The 19,958-nt window shown below is 33.2% G+C and carries 17 protein-coding genes and 1 pseudogene; 8 read left to right on the top strand and 10 right to left on the bottom strand.

The genetic code is table 11. The features are described from left to right. The first annotated feature begins 15 nt into the window (after window positions 1-15). Complete coding sequence (locus LBP67_01615) at window positions 16-459, top strand: PepSY-like domain-containing protein (protein ID MDR2083678.1); 444 nt, start codon at window positions 16-18, stop codon at window positions 457-459. A gap of 216 nt (window positions 460-675) precedes the next feature. Here LBP67_01615 and LBP67_01610 read toward each other — a convergent pair whose 3' ends face one another. The 6 genes from LBP67_01610 to LBP67_01585 form a co-directional block, all read right to left on the bottom strand. Further along, window positions 676-2,373, bottom strand: a complete 1,698-nt coding sequence (locus LBP67_01610; GenBank protein MDR2083677.1) for a C69 family dipeptidase — start codon at window positions 2,371-2,373, stop codon at window positions 676-678. 247 nt (window positions 2,374-2,620) lie between these two features. Continuing rightward, entirely contained in the window at window positions 2,621-3,235 is a 615-nt protein-coding gene (locus tag LBP67_01605; protein ID MDR2083676.1) for a hypothetical protein, read from the bottom strand. 13 nt (window positions 3,236-3,248) lie between these two features. Further along, on the bottom strand, window positions 3,249-5,726 hold the full coding sequence (gene feoB, locus LBP67_01600; GenBank protein ID MDR2083675.1) for a ferrous iron transport protein B: 2,478 nt from the start codon (window positions 5,724-5,726) through the stop codon (window positions 3,249-3,251). 129 nt (window positions 5,727-5,855) lie between these two features. Beyond that, window positions 5,856-7,460 (bottom strand): NAD(P)/FAD-dependent oxidoreductase, encoded by a 1,605-nt coding sequence (locus LBP67_01595; protein MDR2083674.1) that lies wholly within the window; start codon window positions 7,458-7,460, stop codon window positions 5,856-5,858. Then, window positions 7,414-8,922 carry a hypothetical protein gene (locus tag LBP67_01590; protein MDR2083673.1) on the bottom strand — a complete coding sequence of 503 codons (1,509 nt, stop codon included), beginning with the start codon at window positions 8,920-8,922 and terminating at the stop codon, window positions 7,414-7,416. The genes LBP67_01595 and LBP67_01590 overlap by 47 nt, the downstream gene beginning before the upstream one ends. Then, complete coding sequence (locus LBP67_01585; GenBank protein ID MDR2083672.1) at window positions 8,906-9,364, bottom strand: GtrA family protein; 459 nt, start codon at window positions 9,362-9,364, stop codon at window positions 8,906-8,908. The genes LBP67_01590 and LBP67_01585 overlap by 17 nt, the downstream gene beginning before the upstream one ends. Before the next feature lie 136 nt (window positions 9,365-9,500). On the opposite strand from LBP67_01585, the gene LBP67_01580 reads away from it, so the two are divergent. Then, a complete protein-coding gene (locus tag LBP67_01580) occupies window positions 9,501-10,190 on the top strand; it encodes a DUF2461 domain-containing protein (protein MDR2083671.1) in 690 nt (229 codons plus the stop codon). After that, the gene (locus tag LBP67_01575; GenBank protein MDR2083670.1) at window positions 10,168-10,950 is read left to right on the top strand and encodes an SDR family NAD(P)-dependent oxidoreductase; all 783 of its coding nucleotides are present in this window, start codon (window positions 10,168-10,170) and stop codon (window positions 10,948-10,950) included. Before LBP67_01580 ends, LBP67_01575 begins: the two co-directional genes overlap by 23 nt. Window positions 10,951-11,106: 156 nt before the next feature. Here LBP67_01575 and LBP67_01570 read toward each other — a convergent pair whose 3' ends face one another. Both LBP67_01570 and trxA read right to left on the bottom strand, forming a co-directional pair. Further along, window positions 11,107-11,814: a peroxiredoxin gene (locus LBP67_01570; GenBank protein ID MDR2083669.1), complete on the bottom strand. Its 708-nt coding sequence runs from the start codon at window positions 11,812-11,814 to the stop codon at window positions 11,107-11,109. Window positions 11,815-11,840: 26 nt separating this feature from the next. Continuing rightward, window positions 11,841-12,245, bottom strand: coding sequence for a thioredoxin (gene trxA, locus LBP67_01565; protein ID MDR2083668.1), 405 nt, complete (start codon window positions 12,243-12,245; stop codon window positions 11,841-11,843). A 105-nt stretch (window positions 12,246-12,350) separates the two neighbouring features. Here trxA and LBP67_01560 point away from each other — a divergent pair, with 105 nt between their 5' ends. Next, window positions 12,351-13,049, top strand: coding sequence for a Crp/Fnr family transcriptional regulator (locus tag LBP67_01560; protein MDR2083667.1), 699 nt, complete (start codon window positions 12,351-12,353; stop codon window positions 13,047-13,049). 356 nt (window positions 13,050-13,405) lie between these two features. Continuing rightward, window positions 13,406-15,049, top strand: a complete 1,644-nt coding sequence (locus tag LBP67_01555) for a phosphoenolpyruvate carboxykinase (ATP) (protein ID MDR2083666.1) — start codon at window positions 13,406-13,408, stop codon at window positions 15,047-15,049. Between the two features lie 145 nt (window positions 15,050-15,194). Here the strand turns inward: LBP67_01555 and LBP67_01550 are convergent, their stop codons facing one another. Both LBP67_01550 and LBP67_01545 read right to left on the bottom strand, forming a co-directional pair. Then, window positions 15,195-15,617 carry a hypothetical protein gene (locus tag LBP67_01550; GenBank protein ID MDR2083665.1) on the bottom strand — a complete coding sequence of 141 codons (423 nt, stop codon included), beginning with the start codon at window positions 15,615-15,617 and terminating at the stop codon, window positions 15,195-15,197. Between the two features lie 107 nt (window positions 15,618-15,724). Next, window positions 15,725-16,516, bottom strand: a pseudogene (locus LBP67_01545) (ADP-ribosylglycohydrolase family protein). Between the two features lie 344 nt (window positions 16,517-16,860). On the opposite strand from LBP67_01545, the gene LBP67_01540 reads away from it, so the two are divergent. The 3 genes from LBP67_01540 (at window position 16,861) to LBP67_01530 (ending at window position 19,946) form a co-directional block, all read left to right on the top strand. After that, a complete protein-coding gene (locus tag LBP67_01540; GenBank protein MDR2083664.1) occupies window positions 16,861-17,481 on the top strand; it encodes a TetR/AcrR family transcriptional regulator in 621 nt (206 codons plus the stop codon). A 79-nt stretch (window positions 17,482-17,560) separates the two neighbouring features. After that, window positions 17,561-18,889, top strand: coding sequence for a TolC family protein (locus LBP67_01535; protein ID MDR2083663.1), 1,329 nt, complete (start codon window positions 17,561-17,563; stop codon window positions 18,887-18,889). A gap of 34 nt (window positions 18,890-18,923) precedes the next feature. Further along, window positions 18,924-19,946 carry an efflux RND transporter periplasmic adaptor subunit gene (locus LBP67_01530; GenBank protein MDR2083662.1) on the top strand — a complete coding sequence of 341 codons (1,023 nt, stop codon included), beginning with the start codon at window positions 18,924-18,926 and terminating at the stop codon, window positions 19,944-19,946. Window positions 19,947-19,958: the final 12 nt, after the last annotated feature.

Here is a 19,958-nt window from a genome sequence, read left to right as displayed (position 1 = left end):
TAAAAATTAATTACTATGATCAAAAAAACATTTTTAAACGGATTATTAATTCTCATTTTGGCGCAACCTATGTTGGGGCAAGAGAATATTACAAAGGATGTTAATCAACTTCCTGCAACCGCAAGAGAGTTTGTACAAACTCATTTTCCTAAAAATGAAATTTCTTATATTATTATTGATAAGGAATTTCTTTCTAAAGATTATGAAGTTAAATTAAAAGGTGGCGAAGAAATTAAATTTAGCAAGGATGGTGAATGGATAGAAATGGAAGCCAAGAAAAAGTCTTCATTACCTGTTTCGGTACTGCCGGATGTAGTTGCTACTTATCTTAATAACAGTTTTCCTAATGTAGGTGTGGAAAAAATCGAAAAAGAATTCTGGGGTTATGATATTGAACTTATTAACGGCCTTGATATTAAGCTTGACAAAAAAGGGAGATATTTGGAAGTAGATGATTAAAAAAGATTATCATCTTGCAATATTCATCTTAATTAATATTAGGATTTATTTGCAAGTTGTATAATTGATTCCGAAAAGAAATAATTTAGAGTTTTCATTAGAATAGATATTGGAAACTCTAATTATTTTGAATAAACAGAAAAAAAACAATAACATCATTTCGCTTCTTGCCGAATGATGTTATTGTTTTTTTATCAATAATTCGATGTCTATTAATTACTTACTTGGTTGTTTTATATTTTCTCCGCAATCTTCAACAATTGCTTTATACCATTTTTCAGGATATTTCGGTTGTTTTGGCCATGCCGGTTGACGGGAATTATATCCGTTGTTTTTAAACACACCGTCTTCTTCAATCTTAATATTTCCGTCAATGTATTTTACAGTCAGGAATATAAAAAGATCTTTCCATTCATTAAACATAATTTGAGCCTTTTCGCCGGAGAAATTTGTAAGCATCTGAATAGCTTTATCTGGATTTTCAGCATAAACTTTTGAAACTTCTTTATCAAAAGCAATTAGTTCTTTATCAAAAGTAGTTTCAAGACGGTTCTGAACTTTTTGAATATCAACGATCATATCGGAATATCTTGAATAAGCGAAATTTGTAACCATATTAGTAATCCAAAATGCTGAGGTCGGAGAATATTCGATCATAGAGCCGTTTCCTTCTCTAAAGCAAAGCGGAGTTTGAGTTATACCACAGTACATAGGGACATAACAAGTTGAATAAGTGTCGTCAACGCCGAACCATAACACTCCGCCTACGGGATTCGGTAACCATCCTCGTGATTGGGTTACGAAAGAAAATCCGGTTTGTTGTGTTGATGTTGCTCTTTCATGAATATATTTTTGTCCGTTATATTCGAAAGACATCGGTCTCCAACGATAAGGACAAGCAAACGGACCGGCTCCTATATCTAAAGTCATATCCATAGATGTACCTTCGTAATGATCGCGCATCATATCCATAACATCATGAACAGTAAGCTTTTTAACAGGTTCAATCCACAAAGGCATTCTGTTTTTCAAATTGTCTCCTCTTGCATAATCTTCATATTGAGCGACAGCATCTTTATTAGCTTTCATAAATCCTGCCCATACACGAGCTTCACAAGCTCTTGCACCACTGAAATCTACAGGAGCGTAAGTGTCGCTGAAACTGAAATCGGCATCTTTTCCTTTGTATAATCCTTTTTTCTTAGCAAAAGAAATTACATCTTTATGATAAGCGGTTGTAACTCCTTTAATCATAAGATCATTAAGATGTTCTGAAGTTATAACACTTTTATTGCCGGATTGCGGGAAAGTAGTAATACGTGCTTGATTAGCATGACCACTGATCATTCCGTCGGGAATCATACGAGCAACCCAAACGGCACCTTTTTCACCCTCACCTTTACCAATAAGTTCCATAATCCAAACCTCTTCAGGGTCAGCAAGAGAAAAAGATTCCCCGGAACTTGTGTAGCCGTAATTTTCCATAAGTTCGGCAATAACTATGATAGCTTCACGGGCGGTTTTAGCTCTTTGAAGAGCAATATAAATCAGACTGCCGTAATCCATTATAGCGCCTGTTTGTGAACCCAATTGTTCCAGTCCGCCGTAAGTTGTTTCACTAATAGCGAGTTGATGTTCATTAATATTACCCACAACATTGTAAGTATGTTTCACTTGCGGAATTTGTCCAAGATATTTACCCGTATCCCATTCATAAACATCGAGCATTGTGCCTTCCGGCCAATCTGCTGCTGGCCAATAATATAATTCACCGTACAAAGTATGAGAATCGGCGGCATAAGTAATCATTGTTGAACCATCTGCGGAAGCACCTTTAGTAATTAAAAAGTTAGTACAACAGAATGTCGAAAATCCTACTAATGTAAGGATTGCAGTTAAAAAAAGTTTTTTCATAAGAAATATTTTTAATTTATACTTATTTTTTTATTTGAATAATGCAAAGATAAGAAATAATTAAAAATTGACAAAAGGAAGCTGATGATTGAGAGTTTGTATATAAGATGAAAGAGTTTTTAGAATTTCAATATCATTTTTAATTGAAAATTCGGGCTTAATCGCATAATGGAATTAGTTCAGACATTAAGACTATATTAATCTAAGGTAATGTTGATTAGATAAATTTATACGTCTTAAAATTTCCTTACTTCTGACGTTGAAACAAAAATCCCAAATATAATCTTGGTCCTTTTACAAAATCATTTCTTAGATGTGATAGATAGGTTATCATATCAATTTTAGCTACTATACTTATTCTCGGGGAAACCGAAAATTCGATTCCGGCAAAAGGAACTCCAAGCATTACGGGCGTTTTTCTCAAGAAAAATACATCTTCTCCATGACCCGTATCCTGTTCTTCGGTATTCAGAATATGTTTGTAAGTTCCGCCGCCAAAAGTAAGTCCGACAAATAATGTAATATTCTTAAGATTCCATTTACAGTCTGCAAGAATGCCGCCCCAGCCCAAATTTACGGAGCTGCCGTTTGCATTATATCCTAAATTTGTTGTATAACCTTCGAATCCTACGCGAAGATGTTTGCCGAAGCAGAATTTCATGGCGCCGCCTATTCCAAACGGAACCCCTTGTATAGATTTTGTTTCGCCGTTTAATTCATAATTTCCGCCGAAAAGATAACCGGTATTCAATAACATTCCGCCGGAGTATCCGGAATATCTCATCTTTTTATGTGTTTCCTGTGCAAATATTTGTGTTGAAAATAATATTGAAATTATTAAAATGATTATTTTTTTTAGCATAAAATTAAAAGAATTAAAACAACATACCGATTTGATAAACGGCGAATGATACAATCCACGCAACCAAGGTTGTGTAGCACATAGAGAAAACCGCCCATTTTAATCCGGCTTCTCTTCGTATTGTAATAAGTGTTGCAAAACAAGGAAAATATAAGAGTACAAATAACATAAAGGTATATGCAATCAGGGGTGAGAATACTTTTTGACCTACTTTCGGCCCTGAAGTGTATTCCACAGTCGTCAAAGTTGTAATTAATTTCTCAGAAGTTTCATCGGCTTGTGTATCCGCTTGATATAATATTCCTAATGATGATACTATTATTTCTTTTGCGGCAAATCCGGTTAAAATACTAACTCCCATCCTCCAATCAAATCCTAATGGCCTTACAGCCGGTTCAATGAAATGCCCTAACTGGCCTATATATGAATTTTCTTTTTGAGCGGAAAGTTTTTGAAGCTCCAACTCACTCAAAATATCTTTCTTATTCTCAAAAGAATCATCCAGATTATTTTCTACAACTTCAATTTGTTTTGCTATAATCCGTGTTTGCTTGTTTTCCTTCGGAAAATATCCCAAAGCCCAAATAATTATTGACGCAAACAAGATTACCGAACCTATTTTTTTGATATACTGAACGCTTTTATCCCACATGTGAATAAGAGTATTTCTTAAAGTCGGGATTCTATAAGGAGGTAACTCAATTACAAATTCATCGGATTCATTTTTAAAAACTGTTTTCTTTAATATCAGGGCTGTCAAAATTCCAAAAATAATTCCAATAACATATAAACTCAACATTATCAGACCTTGTCGCTTTGCAAAAAATGCAGATATAAAGAGTATATAAATAGGCAAACGCGCTGAACACGACATAAAAGGAATTGCCAGCATCGTTATAATTCGGTCTTTTTTATTTTCCAATGTGCGTGTTGCCATAATTGCCGGAACAGAACATCCGAATCCTATAAGGAAGGGTATAAATGATTTTCCGTGCAGCCCGATTTTGTGCATAAGCTTATCCATTATGAATGCTGCGCGCGACATGTAACCGCTGTCTTCAAGAACGGAAATAAACCAGAACAAAATCAGAATATTAGGTAAAAATACGAGTACGCCGCCGACACCTTGAATTATTCCGTCAACAATTAAGTCATTGGCAATTCCGGGAGAAAGATTTCTTGAAATAAAACTTCCGAGCCAATTTATTCCCGCCTCTATCCATGCTTGCGGATAAGCTCCGAGCGTAAAAGTTGTTTGGAACATTATCCATAAAAAAAGAAAAAGCACAGGAAAACCAAGCCATTTGTTAGTAAGAATAACATCTAAGGAATAAGCCAAATTCTTTTTCGGACTGTCACCTGATTTTAAGGTTTCTTTCAGTGCTCCTCTGATAAATCCGAATTTCGCATTAGTAATAACAGAGTCGATATCTTCTTTGTAAGACTTTTCGATTTTGTTTCTGTATTCTTTTGCGGTTTTTAAAATTACCTGACTGTTATTGAATTTTCCAATTTCTTTTTGAGTAATAGAATCGTTCTCAAGTAATTTCAATGCAACATATCTTCCCGGAAAAATATTGGTTTCATCTTTATTAATTTCTAATTCGGATTTAATAGATGAAATTGCTTCTTCAATCTCGTTCCCGTAATTTATATGGATATGTTTTGTAATACCTTTTTTATCTTCGAAAATATCAACGATGCTTTGCAAAACTTTATCGATTCCGGTACCTTTTGTTGATATTGTAGGAATGACGGGAAATCCGAGCATATTACCGAGATTGATATAATCTATAGAACCGCCGTTTCTTTCAAGTTCATCGTACATGTTTAATGCCATCACAATTCGCACATTCATATCAATGAGCTGAGTTGTAAGAAACATGCTTCTTTCTAAGTTTGAAGAATTTACAATATTCAGTACGATGTCGGGCAGATTGTTTGAAATGTATTCGCGGACAAATATTTCTTCCTGAGTAAATTCCGTAGTGGAATATGTTCCGGGAAGGTCTATCATATTGATAGTATAACCATTCCAGTAAAATGTTCCGATTTTGGATTCAACAGTAACGCCGCTATAATTTCCGACTTTCTCTCTGAGTCCGGTTGCATGATTAAAAAAAGAAGTTTTACCGCTATTAGGATTTCCTACAAGAGCAACGGAAATTGTTTTTGTTTTTTCTTTAATTTGATGTTCTATATCTTCAATAATAATTCCGTTATAATTAGCGTCGCTCTCAACAGAATCTTGCAGCTCCATAACCTCAATGCGTTCCGCTTCGCTTCGTCTTAAAGAAACATGCGTATTCATTAATTCATATTCGATAGGATCCAACAAAGGAGCGTTTTTAATTACTGTAACTTCAACGCCCTTAACAAAGCCAAGTTCCATCACTCTGTGACGGAATCCGCCGTGTCCGTGGACTTTAATAATTACGCAAGATTTCTTTGTTGTAATATCTGCTAATGAAACGTATTTCTTTTCATCCATTTAGGCAAAAACTTTTTAATTTGCAAAAGTAGTAAAGAAAAAATTAATTATATATCCCAATTTGTGGGGATAAGAATGTTGGAACGGATTAAATTTTGTACAGATAAATTGTTTTTAAGGCGCCGATTATCATGATTTCTTTTCATGATAATCTTTCTCCGTATTTACATTCCAAATTACGGATTTGTCGGTTGATTCGCCTTTGAGATGTTTTACCGCTTCAATTGCCGTAAGCATTGAGTGATCCATATTATTATAACGATGTTGACCGTTTCTTCCGATACAATAAAGATTTTCTATAGAATCTAAAAAGTCTATAACTTTCGGCAGTTCATAATAGCTGCCGAAATAAGAAGGGTAAGCTTTTTTCTCTTTAACTCTTACGGAATCCACTACATCCTTCTTGTCGATAATATTTATTTGATGTAATTCATCAATAGCAAAATTGATAAAGTCCTCATCGGTTTTTTCCCACAACTCATCACCTTCATTACAAAAATATTCCAGACCTATCCAAACTTTATCTTTGAAATCTTTAACCATATACGGCGACCAGTTATTGAAAATCTGTAATCTGCCTATTTTAACATCAGGCTCTTGAATATAAATCCAGGTATCGGGAACAATATTGTTCCATGTTTTTATTTTGGTTTTATTGGTAATTGTAAGCTTATTGAGAAGAAGTCCGACCGTCATAAAATCTCTATAAGGCAATTCCGAAGCTATTCTTTTTATTTCGTCGGGAATCTCAATTCCATCAATTGCTAAAATAAGGTCTTTTATCGGCATTGAAGAAATAAGATAATCGCAAGAGATAACTTCATCTTTTCCATCTGTTTCCGCAACCACAGAAACAACTTTATTATTGCTTATATTAATTTTTTTTACTTTATGATTCTTTTCAATAATAACTCCTTTTTCGACGATATCGTTTGCTACGGTTTCCCATAGTTGTCCGGGACCGAATTTCGGATAAATAAAGCTTTCTATCAGAGAAGTTTCTACATCTTTTTGTGAGATAGATTTTTTTCTAAACGGTGCGACGAGTACATTTTTTACAATTTCGGCAACAGACAATCCCTTAACTCTTTGTGACCCCCAATCAGCTCCTAACTTAGACGGATGAACACCCCATACTTTTTCAGTATAATTTTCAAAGAACATCTTGTATAATGGCTTTCCGAAGCGGTTTATATAAAAATTTTCTAATGAATTTTCTTCTTGTTTATTGATATTGGAATAAATATACCCGAAAGCCGCTTTAAAAGTTCGAGTTAGTCCCATATTTGAAAATGTTTCGAATTTTAATGAAATAGGGTAGTCGAAAAATTTTCTTAAATAAAATATTCTTGATACTCTGCGTCGCATCAATAACACTCTATCCTCCTTTTCCGGATCGGGTCCGTTTGTATCATATTCTTTTTCCTGCTGTAGTAATTTTTCATCAATTGAGGAACTACCCTGAATAGGAAGTATATCCGTCCATAATTTCATTATTTCATTATTTTTAGAAAAGAAACGGTGACCGCCTATATCCATTCTATTCCCATTATGTTCGATAGTTTTTGATATACCGCCGATATAATTTGATTCTTCCAATATTTTAACTTGATATTCGGAATTATCTGCTAATTCATATCCGGCGGTTAAACCGGCAGGACCGGCTCCTATTACAACAACTTTTTTTCTAGCCATTTTTATTTTTTCTTGTTGGTAATAATTCTTTAATTTTATATACAGATAATTTATTCAATAATATATAACAGAAAGCAAATTTCACACATGACATTGGCAGCCAATATCTTAATTCTATCGGACTGGCAAATATTGTTGATGCATAATAAATTCCGGCGAATATAAATAATCCCCAAAATATTATTTTTTCATCTCTGTCAAAATTTATTTTCTTTTTATTGATGATAGATATTACTCCGATTCCGATTATCAGAATCCAACTTATTAAAGTTATTATTTTAGATAAAGGTGCTAAAAATTTACCGTAAATATCATTTTTACATTCAAGGTTTTGAGTATCTGAAATATTATACCAGTCAAGAATATCTTTTCCGTCAATTATTTTATATTCTTTCATAATACCCGTATGAGTCGGATAAAACATATTTACCATATTAGGGAAATAATAATACCTCATAAATTTAACCGGATAATGTAATATAAGATAACGTCCGTAATCGCTATAAACTCCGCTTCCAAGGGCTATCCACATTGTAGCATAAGGTTTTCTGTTGATTTTAATAGATTCACTAAGGTATTGTTTTAATGGAAAATCCGACTGCCAAAGAATTCTAGCTGTAACTGTTCGTCCGTTATTTGTTTTTTCTGCAATAAGATCTTTATATGGTATTGAAAATGCATGTAAATTTCTGATTTGCGGATTGTCTATTTCTTCCGGTTTTAAATCAATAAAGGGAAGGATATGAAGAGCATTGTTCGCTAATTGCCAACCGTCGAATCCTGTTGAGAACTGATTAAAACCTGTTGTTTTTTTCATGCTGCTCTTGATTTGATTATAAAAGATTACAGAAATCAGTATCATAGAAAAAGCTGCAACCCATCTGATTGATCCTTTTTTCATGAATAGAATGGGAATAAAAACAAATGGAAATATCATTGCGGTATAACGAACATGCAATGAGCAGAATAGAAAAATTAGAAAGAATATCAATGCTACGTAACTTTTCTTTTTGATGATAAAAATAAGTAATGCCAGCATAAAATAGATTAAAACTGCAAAAAGCATATCGCTCATTATTGAGTTTGCCATAAAAAATGCGATAGGATTACATGTAAATAAAACTAACAATGTATACCAAATGGCTTTTTTATTCGGTTTAAAGAAATATTTTAAAGTAAATGAGAAAAATGCTACGGAAATTAAATATATGATCATTTGAGCAATAAAAACCGCATGAATGCTTTTGGATATTGCATAAATCTGTTGCAGAAAGAATGAATATCCAAACGGTCTGTAAAAGGAGAAGAAATCTTTTTGAGCGCATACTACATATCCACCCGAATCCGTCACAGTAGCGGGAAAAGGATAGAATATTTTTAATATTATATATGCCAGAATGCATATACCGCATATTATAATCCAGTCTAAAGCTTGATCTTTACTAAATATAAATGAGTGAAATTTTTGTTCACTTACAATTTTTTTATCCTTTGACTTCATCTTTTACTTTATTATTATTGAACAGAAAATATCTTCTTGCAAAAAAGTTCCATAAATAAACCAAAACGGCAGAAATAATTTTTGATAGCAAATAATATATTTTGAATTTATCTGTAAATAGCCACATAAACAAATCATTAAATCCTAATCCTATTATACCGATAATAGCAAAATATAAAAACTCAGTTTTCCTATTATAATTTCCTTTATTTGTAAATACCCAATAAACGCTAATTACATAATTTACAATTAGTCCGAAAATAAATGAAATAGTTGCAGATAAAATATAGTGAAGTCCGCATATTTCTTTTAGGAAAAATAATAAACCGAAGTCGACTAAAAATGCTGTTCCGCCAACAAAGGTGTAACGAAATAATTGTATTAATATATTATCGGTTTTTTCGAATAATAATTTATTAATAAAATCCTTCAATACTTGCATAAATTAACACTTATTTTGCAAAGTTAATATAATAATTAAATTAATTTTAAATAAAAGACTAAAATTAAAAAACCCTTTTTTTTGTTATTTTTAGTATAATGATTGCTTTTTATTACCTTTGTACAAATTTTCTACCATGGTCACACAAGATACCCTTTCATTTCTTAATGATTTAAAACACAATAATAATCGTGAGTGGTTTCATGCAAACAAAAAAAGATACGAAACTGCCAAACAAAATGTTTTGGATATAATATCATTTTTAATAAGTGAGATAAGTAAATTTGATGATGATATTTGGCCTTTCGATCCTAAAAAAGGACTTTTCAGAATAGCAAGAGATATTAGGTTTTCAAATGATAAAACACCTTATAAAACTAATTTCGGATCTTGTATTTGTCCTAAAGGAAAGAATATTTGGAATCAATCTACTTACTATCTGCATATTGAGCCTGGGAAATCGTTTTTCTCAGCGGGAGTTTATATGCCGGATAAAGATTATCTTAATGATATTAGAAAAACTATTTATTATGATTTTGACCTTTTTGAAGAAATTATAGGCAATAAGGAGTTTGTTAAAAAATTCGGAGGATTGCAAGATGATAATGATAAAATGACCCGGGTTCCTTATGGTTTTGATAAAGATTCTCCGGCCGCAAATTATTTGAAATATAGAAACTATTTTGTTGCTATTAACTTAAGCGATAAAATTATTACCGATGAAAAATTATTTTCAAAGGAAGTTTTATCAGCAGCAAAAGTGATGAAACCTTTTAATGATTTTTTTAATCATATTGTAAAAGATGAAACTAAAGGAGAATGTTAATAAACGCGTTGTTATTGTAGGCGCAACTTCTGGTATCGGGTTATCCCTTGCCAAACTGTATTTGCAAAAGGGATATATTGTCGGTGCTGCCGGAAGAAATTTGTGTTCTTTGGACAGTTTGAAAGAGAAATATCCGGATAAACTTTTTACTGAAATTATTGACGTAACGCAGGATAATGCCGAAGAAAATCTTATTTCATTGATAAATAAAACCGGTGGAATGGATTTGTATATTCATTCGTCCGGAGTTTCTCAACGTAAAGCAACTGCTAAAGATAAATTAAGTCCCGATTTATGTGTAGTTAATACAAATTGTATGGGATTTACCAGAATGATAGACAAAGCTTTTGAGTATTTTGAAGATAAGGGTGAAGGACAAATTGCCGTACTCACATCTATGGCAGGAACAAAAGGCACAGGACTTTCCGCGGTTTACTCTTCATCGAAAAAATTTCAATCAACATATCTTGAAGCGCTGAATCAGTTGGTGAAAATAAAGAAATTAAAAATCAGAATTACGGATATTCAACCAGGAATTGTAGATACACCAATTCTCAACGGCAAGAAATATCCTTTTATGATGCATCCCGACAAGGCCGCAAGGCTTACTATTAAACATATTGAAGGAAAAAGGAAAAGAAAAGTAATTGACAACAGATATGCTGTTGTGGCATTTTTCTGGCGTATGATTCCGTTTTCAATTTGGGTGAATTTACCTATAAAGTATAAGACACCGCGAGGCGAAGAACTTGTAAAGTAAGAAACAATGAAAAAGAGAATCTGAAAAAATTGGGAAGCATCGAAAAGAATTAAAAAAATATTTACCCAACACAAAGAGATATAGTCTAAAACTAAAAAAAGCCGCCGATAAATCTTCGACGGCTTAGATAAGGTCTTTTTTCTGATAAGAATATTCTTATTTTTTACCTAATTTACTTTCAACTTGTTCTTTTGAAAGTTTCTTCGTACAAAAGAACCAATCGTAGCATGTAATGTCTTTATCGGAATTAGCCATTCTTTCATAAGAAGCTTTCATTGTACTTGGAGCAGGAACAATTACGTCATCTCCCGGGCGCCAATCGGCCGGAGTTGAAACGGAAAAGTTATCGCTGGTTTGCAAAGCTATAAGCACGCGCTTGATTTCATCAAAATTTCTTCCTAAAGATAAAGGATAGTAAATCATTGCACGGACAACAGCTTCCGGGTCTATAAAGAATACGGCACGAACAGCTTTTGTTGTGCTTTCGCTCGGTTGAATCATACCGTAAAGTTTAGAAACATTCATTGAAACATCATCAATCAAAGGAAATTGAACATCAATATTTTTCATGCCTTTATATTCGATTTTTTCTTTGATGGTACGCAACCAAGCTATGTGGCTGGAATTACCGTCGACAGATAAACCGATTAATTGACAATTCAGATCGTCGAACTCTTTTTGCATTTTTCCGAAAGTCATAAACTCTGAGGTACAAACCGGTGTAAAATCGGCAGGATGACTAAATAAAATTACCCATTTACCTTTGAAATCTTCGGGGAAATTAATTTTACCTTGAGTTGTTACTGCTGTAAAAGCAGGAGCTTTTTCGCCTATACGAGGCATTACATTTAATTCTGTTTCCATTTTTGTAAATTTTTAATGATTAATAATTATTTTTTTAATAGAATTTCGTCTATAAGTCTTTTTAATTCGCCCTTCGGTAAAGCACCTTGAGTCATTTGCGGTATATCATTTAGCGGAGCAAAGATTAAGGTTGGAATACTTCTAATATTAAATGCCAAAGCTAAGTCTTTTTCTTCTTCCGTATTAACTTTATACACATAAATTTCATCTTTATATTCTTTAGCAAGTTCTTCTAATACTGGAGCTATAGATTTACACGGACCGCACCAATCGGCATAAAAGTCAATTAATGAAGGCTTATCACCTAAATATTTCCATTCATTCGGATTAATTTCATAGTTTGTTACCTTCTTTAAAAAATCATCCTTAGTTAATTTAATTGTTTGCATGTTTTTATCCATTTGATTATTTATTTGCAAAGCTAATACCATAAAAATTTTTTTGACATTTTTTCATGTTGTTATGCGACAATCTTAGAGTTGTTATGTAACAATATTATTTTTTCGTATATTTGCAAATAATTTAAAATGAAATAGATGGATAGGAAAGAATTAATTGCCTCAATCCCTATGATCAATCTCGGAGCTAATTGTTTTGAAGATTTGTCAGATGACATTTTGAACGAATTACAATTTTACAAACACCAAATGAAGTTCAAACCCGGCGAAATATTATTTAAGCAGGGAGCCTATACTTCTTCGGCAATGTTTATTTTGAAGGGATATGTAAAGGAATGTATGGAAAATGGGTTTGGTAAAAATACCAATTTAAGAATAGCAACGCAGGGTGATTTTCTTTCTTTGTCGGGATTATTTTATCCCGGCACATATCATTTTACTGCTCAGGCCTTAAGCGATTGTACTATCTGTGTGTTTGATAATGAGTATTTACGTAAACTTGCAAGTGAAAATACAATGTTTAGTTTTAAGTTGATGGGAAGATTCGCAAGAACTGAAAGCAGGTATTTCTCCGTATTCAACAGTATGTTATATAAGCAGATGAACGGCAAAATGGCGCAAGTTATATTATATCTTTCAAATTTCCCCGAGAACGAAGGCATTTCTGTTTATAATTACTTGACAAGAAAAGATATTGCGGAATTTGCTGTTGTTACACCCGAAAATGCTACAAGGGTAATCAAGGGTTTTGAAGCCGACGGTTTAATACGTCTTGAGGATAAAAAGATTATAGTTTTGGATGCGTTGGCTTTGGAAAAAATAAAGGAATTGGGATAGTGTAATTATTTTAAAGAATTTTTAATTTATTTATCAAGTGATACTAAACTTTAATATTCCGAACAAAAAATAATATGTAAATTTTATGATCCTTTATTCGTTTTACCGGTTTTATCCATTTTATATTTAAATCATTTGTCTAATTTCAAGTTTAATAAACAAATTTATATATCTTTGCAAAGAAGAGTTATTTGAAAAAATGAATTTATAATGCTAAAACACACAAAGTTTTAGCATTATTGTTTTTTTAAGTCCTTATAATTCAGAAGATATTCTTTTAATTAACATTGATAAAAAATAAATTTTTAACTCAATATTTAACTGTTTTTATTGAATAATTAAACCTCGAAACACTGATGAATCCTATCAACAAATTACATGATGCACTAAACAAGCATCAGAAAGTTTTCAAGAATCTTGAAAGAAGCAAAATGATCGAACACGCTATTGATAACCGTGAGGCGATAGTTTGTGAAAGCGGTGCACTGGCTACTTGGTCGCGCCCCGAATCCACAGGAAGAAGTCCGAAAGATACGGTAATGGTTAAAAGAACAATCTCTGAAAAGAATATAGATTGGACTTCTGCTAATAATCTGCCGATAGACGAAAAAGTTTTTGATATGGTTTTTGAAGATGCTATTCAAATGCTTCTTGAAAAACCTCAGGCTTACGTTACCGAGAGAGTTGTAGGCGCCGATTCCGACTATGCTTTACCAGTAACAACAGTTACCAGTTCTGCATTACATTCGGTTTTTATAGACAATATGTTTCGTCCAATTCCTGCAGATATTCATAAAAGTATTTTTTATAATAAAGACTTCCTTTTATTATGTTTGCCGTACAATAAATTAGATAAGAAAAAATACGACGGTTTACTTAGAAAACTACCCGACGGTACGACTTCAGATATGATTGTTGCTATGGATTATGATCGCCGCTGCGGTGTTATTGTCGGTTCATCTTATTGCGGTTCAATGAAAAAGATGATCTTTACCGTTATGAATTATTATCTTCCTTTGGAAGGAATTTTACCTTTGCATTGTTCCGCTAATGAAGGTAAGGACGGCGACTCCGCTTTGTTGCTCGGACTTTCTGGGACAGGAAAAACAACTCTTTCGGCAGATCCAAACAGAGCTCTTCTTGGTGATGATGAACATGGTTGGGATGATAAAGGTATCGCGAATTTTGAATACGGTTGTTTTGCAAAAATGATTGATATTAATCCGAAAAAAGAACCGGATATTTATGATGCTGTGATGCACAAGGCTGAACCTACAAAACACGGTGCAATTCTTGAAAACGCAATGGTTTATCCGAACGGCGAAGTGGATTATTATGACAACCGTTTAACGGAAAACTCCCGCGCATCTTATCCGTTGTCATTTTTGAAAAATATCAAGGAAAGTTCTTGTAGCGGACATCCAACTACTATACTTTTCCTCACGGCAGATGCTTATGGTGTTTTACCTCCTGTTTCAATTCTAAATAAAGAACAAGCAATGCTTTGGTTCCTTATGGGTTACACCAGCAAACTTGCCGGTACGGAAACTGGTATTGTGGAACCGCAAACAACTTTCAGCAGATTTTTCGGAGCTCCTTTCATGCCTAGTAATCCTAATATGTATTCGGATCTTCTCGGTGCTAAAATGGATAAACACAATACTCAGGTTTATCTTATCAATACGGGTTGGACAGGCGGCGGTTATGGCGTAGGAAAGCGGTTTGATCTCGTATATACTCGCAAAATGGTTGATGCTGCACTTAACGGAACACTCAATACAAATGATTATATTGTAGATGAAGTCTTTCATTTACATATTCCGAAACATATCGAAGGTGTTCCTGATGACCTTTTAGTTCCTATCAATACATGGCAAAACAAGGAAGCTTATCATATTGCTGCCAAGAAACTGGCGGAACAATTCGCTCAAGCATTTAAAAAATCTTACGGAGATAAAAATATTAGCGATAAAATTGCTAAGTATTGCCCGGGAATGTAAGAGTGAAACATTTAAGAATATAATAATTCTAAAATGCCGGAATAAAATTACCGGATTTACGGAAATATAATTATAAACAACTGCCAGACTGTTAGATTAGTTGATACTATTTTGACATTTCGGCAGTTGTTTTTTTATTCATTCATCATTGTTGGTTTTTACTATCAAGTACTTCCCAAAATCTTTGCGGCAATCGGATATTTTCAATATTTACAGCATCATTAAATAGCGGCGCAATTTCTTGTGGGGTAAATCCTGCTATTCCGCAGCCAATCTCGGTTACAAGGAATATTTTTTCAGGATGAGATTTTGCAAATTCTATAAAATCATTAATATAGGGTTTTATTAAATCAACACCTCCATGCATGGTTGGAATAGCGTAAGTTTGTCCTTGCAGTCCAACACCTTGTCCCCAAATTGCACCCCAGCGTTCTTTCGCCATTTGTGCCGCACCACCGCCATGATGTCCGTGCAGATTACTACCGAAAACAAAAATTTCATCGGGTTGAAGACTATTAATCATCTGCATGCTTGTCCGGTTTTTTCTATTATTTGTTTCGATTATCATAATGTTATGTTTTATTATAATTGTTGAGTAAACGAAAGTTTATTTTTTAATTAAATGCGTATGATTTTTTAAGATAAATAAATATTTTTGATATTAAAAAGGTCGCTTTATAAAATCAAATTTTTACTAAATTCAGTGAGTACAATAACAAACTCTTCGGGAAGACGGTTAATGGTTTCTTGCGTTATCCATTTAGGAATTTCTTTATAATATGCTTCGGCAATTGAGCCGGCAATTGTTGCCATAGTATCGGCATCTCCGCCTAAAGAAATAGCTAATCTTACGGCGCTTTCAAAATCGGAACTTTCTAAAAAACAGATTATGGATTCAGGAACCGAACCTTGACATGTTTCATTAAATTCATAATCAGGCCGAATCTCATCGCAGGTTCTGCTTAAATTATAGTTAAAAGTTGTTTCTACATATTTTTTTATCTTCTCTTTTGAAGTTCCGGTTCGGGCTAAAAATATACATGCAGCTGTAGCCTGTGCTCCTTTTATTCCTTCCGGATGATTATGTGTTATTTCCGCACTTTCTTTCGCTTTTTTTTAAGTTTCTTCCAGTGTATCGAACAACCAACCAACAGGACTGACCCTCATAGCTGAACCGTTACCGAAACTATTATAAGGCTTAATGCCATTTGTATTTAACCAAAGTTGAAATTTATTACCGTAACCTCTATTAGTATATTTATTACCGTAATATTTAACCGTATCAACTAAGTTGCTGCCGGTCAACAACCAGTCTGCGATAGCAACAGTCATAACTGTGTCATCGGTAAAATCACACTTAGGATCGAAAAATGAAAAATGAATACTTTTATTAGAATTGAACTCAAATCTTGAACCTATAATATCGCCGGCAACAGCACCGAGAAGAATTTTGTTATATAGATACATATTATGGTTTTAGAATTTGAAGATTACTGCAAAGATATAAAAAGTGCGGGTTATTAATTCGGTATTTCAAATGCAGGGTTATAAAATTTAGAAATTTAATAATTTATTTAAATATTTTATAATTGCCACATTATCAAACATATTAATCATCATATGCAACTTTTTGATTTCCGCCCCGCAGTTTACTCAGGAAACTTTAAAACGTTCTTAGTTTCCTGTAATTGTATCGTAATCAATTATTTAACATAAATTAAGTTTAAGTTTATGTATTTTTAACAATAAATAATGTTTTCTGTGTTCTTAAGAAGTATATCTTTGCCGCCAATTATAAACAACGGTTATATATGAATGTGCGTGATAAAATAATAACAACATCCTCTGAGATGTTCTTGAAATACGGACTTAGAAGCGTGTCTATTGATGACATTTGCAACGAATTACGTATTTCTAAGAAAACTTTCTATTCCTATTTTAACCAAAAAGAAGAATTGATTGAAGAAATACTTGAGTCGTTGCGTTGCGGACAGATTAAGTTTATTAAGAAAAAAACAAGTAATGATGATAATGCAAACAGCATTGATAAAATGTTGAAGGGTGCAAGTTTTTTTAATGAGAAACATCACGAGAAATTCGGAAGTTTCTTCTTTGATATGCAAAAATATTATCCCGATATTCTGCAAAAACACATGCAGGAAGCCGATGAAAAAATGTATGAGATTGTAAGAGACAATTTGATTGAAGGAGTTCAAGATAATTTATATCGTAAAGAAATTGATGTTGTTGCAATGGCAATTTTTTTAACTGCTTTAAAAGGTAAGGCTGTAGATAATTTGAAACAATTTAGAAAGTTTACGACCCAACAGTCGATAGATTTTCTGTTGGACAGTTATTTGAGAATTCTTGTAAATGAAAACGGCTTGCAATATTATCTCAAAGTAAAAAATAATAAAGAAAAAGTGAAATAATTTGAAACCAAACAATAAGTTTATCGTCTAACTGTTTTTTTAATTTAATTTTAATTGATAATAATAAATAAGTAAATATATGAATAAAAAAATCTTTTTAGTTGTTTTTGTGGCTATTGCAATGTTTTGCAACGGATTTGCTCAAGAAAGCAAAACATTGTCGCTTTCGCTTAAAGATGCACAACAGTATGCATGGGAACATAACTTGTCTGTTGCAAATAGCGATCTATCTATCCAGAAAGCTAAAAGAGCCAAATGGCAAACGTTAGCTACGATGCTGCCACAAGTTAACGGATCTCTGGATTATCAAAACTATTGCGGTTATGAAATGGTTATGGAAATGGATACGGGCGTGCCCGGCGTAGAACCGATTAGCGTGGCAATACCCTTAAATCCGGTAGGAACTATGGCGGTTACTGCTGCTGTTGCAATTAGCGGTGCACAAATTGTAGGTACTTTACTTAATAATATAGCTATTGAAATGGCTGATATTAATTCGGAGAAAAACAAACAACAAATATCTTCGACCGTATCTCAATTATATACAACAGCTTTAGCGATGGAAGAAACTATAGGATTGCTTGAACAAAGTTTGGAAAACCTTAAAACTTTATATCAAACAACCCAAAATTCGGTAACAGTGGGTGTTGCAGAGCAAGTTGACGCTGATCAACTTTACGTTCAAGTGTCTTCTTTGGAAAATACAATAAACAGCACTAAGCGAACTCTCGAAATGTTGTATAATTCATTAATATTACAATTAGGCGCTGATATAGATAGCAAACTTATTCTCACAGACAAACTTGACGATATAATTGATATTAATTCTACTCACAACCTTATTGCAACTAATTTTAACATGAGTAATAATTACGATTACCAATTATTGCAAAAGAATCTTGCATTAACGCAAAAACAAATTACGATGAGTGCAATGGATTATATTCCTTCTGCAAATGTTTTCTATCAATATTCTGCAAAAACATATTTTGGAAAAAGCGAAGGTATGAATATGACTCCTCCGAGTTTGGTTGGAGTTTCTGTCAGCGTTCCTATTTGGTCAAGCGGAACGAGAACTGCAAAACTTCAGGAAGCAAAATTATCGCATCAGATTGCACAAAATGAATTTATAACAACAAGCGATGCGCTAAAGATTCAAGAACGCCAGTTAAAATATAATTTGCTCTCTGCTTATGAAAACTATGAAACTCAAAGTAAGAACATTGAGGTTTCCGAAAGAGTTTTCGGTAATATCTCTAATAAATATGAGTATGGTAGAGCTTCCAGCCTTGACGTTACTAATGCGAGTACAAACCTTATTACCGCTCAAAGCAATTATATTCAATCGATTATCGATTTAACGAATGCTAAAATAGAATTGAAAAACTTATTAAATATTACCGATTAATTATAATTGATAAATTAGATAATAATTAAACACCATGAATAAATTTAAAAAACTAATGATTTTAAGCTGTATAGCTTTACTTTTTGTCGGTTGCGGACAAAAAAACACAACTACTGAAACACACGTTGAGCGTATTGAACCTGTTGAAACCCTTGTTTTGCACAAGAGTGAGATTGCAAGAATCCTTGATTTCAACACAACTTTACAAGGTTATGAAACTATGAATGTTGCGCCTTCAATGACTGGTCGTATAGAACATATTTATGTTGAAGTCGGCTCAAGAGTTAATAAAGGTGATAATCTTGCCCGCCTGGATCAAAACCAAGTCAGAACGGCAAAGCTTTCCTTGGCTAATCTTGAGGTTGAATATGAAAGAGTTGAAGCTTTGCATAAAATGGGTAGTATTTCTCAGCAAAATTATGATCAGATAAAGTTGCAATTGGAACAGACTCGTGAGAATGTGGCTTTCTTGGAACAGAATACATACGTAAAAGCGCCTTTCTCCGGTGTAATAACAGCAAAATATTATGAAGACGGAGAACTTTATTCAGGTCAACCGATCGTTGTATTAACACAAATGAATGTTCTGAAAGCTTTTATCAATATTCCCGAAACATATTTTCCTTTGGTGAAAAACGGTATGGATGTAGATGTTCGTTCAACAATTTATCCGGATAGAGTATTTCCGGCAAAAATTGAAATGGTATATCCGACAATTGATGCATCATCACATACTTTCCAAGTTAAGCTGATTATTTCTAATCCGCATGAAACACTCAGGCCGGGAATGTATGCTACCACAACAATTTCGATGGGAGAAATTGAGAGTGTGATAGCACCTTATCAATCTGTATTAAAAATGCAGGGAGCTAATGAACGTTATGTTTTCTTAAATGAAAACGGCGTGGCAAAAAGAGTTGTCGTTAATTTGGGTCAACGTTTCGACGATAATATTGAGATTTTGTCAGACCAAATCAAAGAAGGTAGTGAACTTGTTGTTGTTGGTCAAGCAAGGCTCGTTGAAGGAGTCAAACTTAATGTTGTCAATAAAAAATAAATTTCATTTTAT

The organism is Bacteroidales bacterium, assembly GCA_031276035.1.
GTDB lineage: Bacteria > Bacteroidota > Bacteroidia > Bacteroidales > BM520 > RGIG7150.
This window is presented reverse-complemented; position numbering and strand designations above follow the sequence as displayed.

Coding starts and splice junctions, on each gene's coding strand:
- LBP67_01615 (MDR2083678.1), top strand. CDS start 16: ATGATCAAAAAAACATTTTTAAACGGATTATTAATTCTCATTTTGGCG.
- LBP67_01610 (MDR2083677.1), bottom strand. CDS start 2,373: ATGAAAAAACTTTTTTTAACTGCAATCCTTACATTAGTAGGATTTTCG.
- LBP67_01605 (MDR2083676.1), bottom strand. CDS start 3,235: ATGCTAAAAAAAATAATCATTTTAATAATTTCAATATTATTTTCAACA.
- feoB (MDR2083675.1), bottom strand. CDS start 5,726: ATGGATGAAAAGAAATACGTTTCATTAGCAGATATTACAACAAAGAAA.
- LBP67_01590 (MDR2083673.1), bottom strand. CDS start 8,922: ATGAAGTCAAAGGATAAAAAAATTGTAAGTGAACAAAAATTTCACTCA.
- LBP67_01585 (MDR2083672.1), bottom strand. CDS start 9,364: ATGCAAGTATTGAAGGATTTTATTAATAAATTATTATTCGAAAAAACC.
- LBP67_01580 (MDR2083671.1), top strand. CDS start 9,501: ATGGTCACACAAGATACCCTTTCATTTCTTAATGATTTAAAACACAAT.
- LBP67_01575 (MDR2083670.1), top strand. CDS start 10,168: ATGAAACTAAAGGAGAATGTTAATAAACGCGTTGTTATTGTAGGCGCA.
- LBP67_01570 (MDR2083669.1), bottom strand. CDS start 11,814: ATGGAAACAGAATTAAATGTAATGCCTCGTATAGGCGAAAAAGCTCCT.
- trxA (MDR2083668.1), bottom strand. CDS start 12,245: ATGGTATTAGCTTTGCAAATAAATAATCAAATGGATAAAAACATGCAA.
- LBP67_01560 (MDR2083667.1), top strand. CDS start 12,351: ATGGATAGGAAAGAATTAATTGCCTCAATCCCTATGATCAATCTCGGA.
- LBP67_01555 (MDR2083666.1), top strand. CDS start 13,406: ATGAATCCTATCAACAAATTACATGATGCACTAAACAAGCATCAGAAA.
- LBP67_01550 (MDR2083665.1), bottom strand. CDS start 15,617: ATGATAATCGAAACAAATAATAGAAAAAACCGGACAAGCATGCAGATG.
- LBP67_01540 (MDR2083664.1), top strand. CDS start 16,861: ATGAATGTGCGTGATAAAATAATAACAACATCCTCTGAGATGTTCTTG.
- LBP67_01535 (MDR2083663.1), top strand. CDS start 17,561: ATGAATAAAAAAATCTTTTTAGTTGTTTTTGTGGCTATTGCAATGTTT.
- LBP67_01530 (MDR2083662.1), top strand. CDS start 18,924: ATGAATAAATTTAAAAAACTAATGATTTTAAGCTGTATAGCTTTACTT.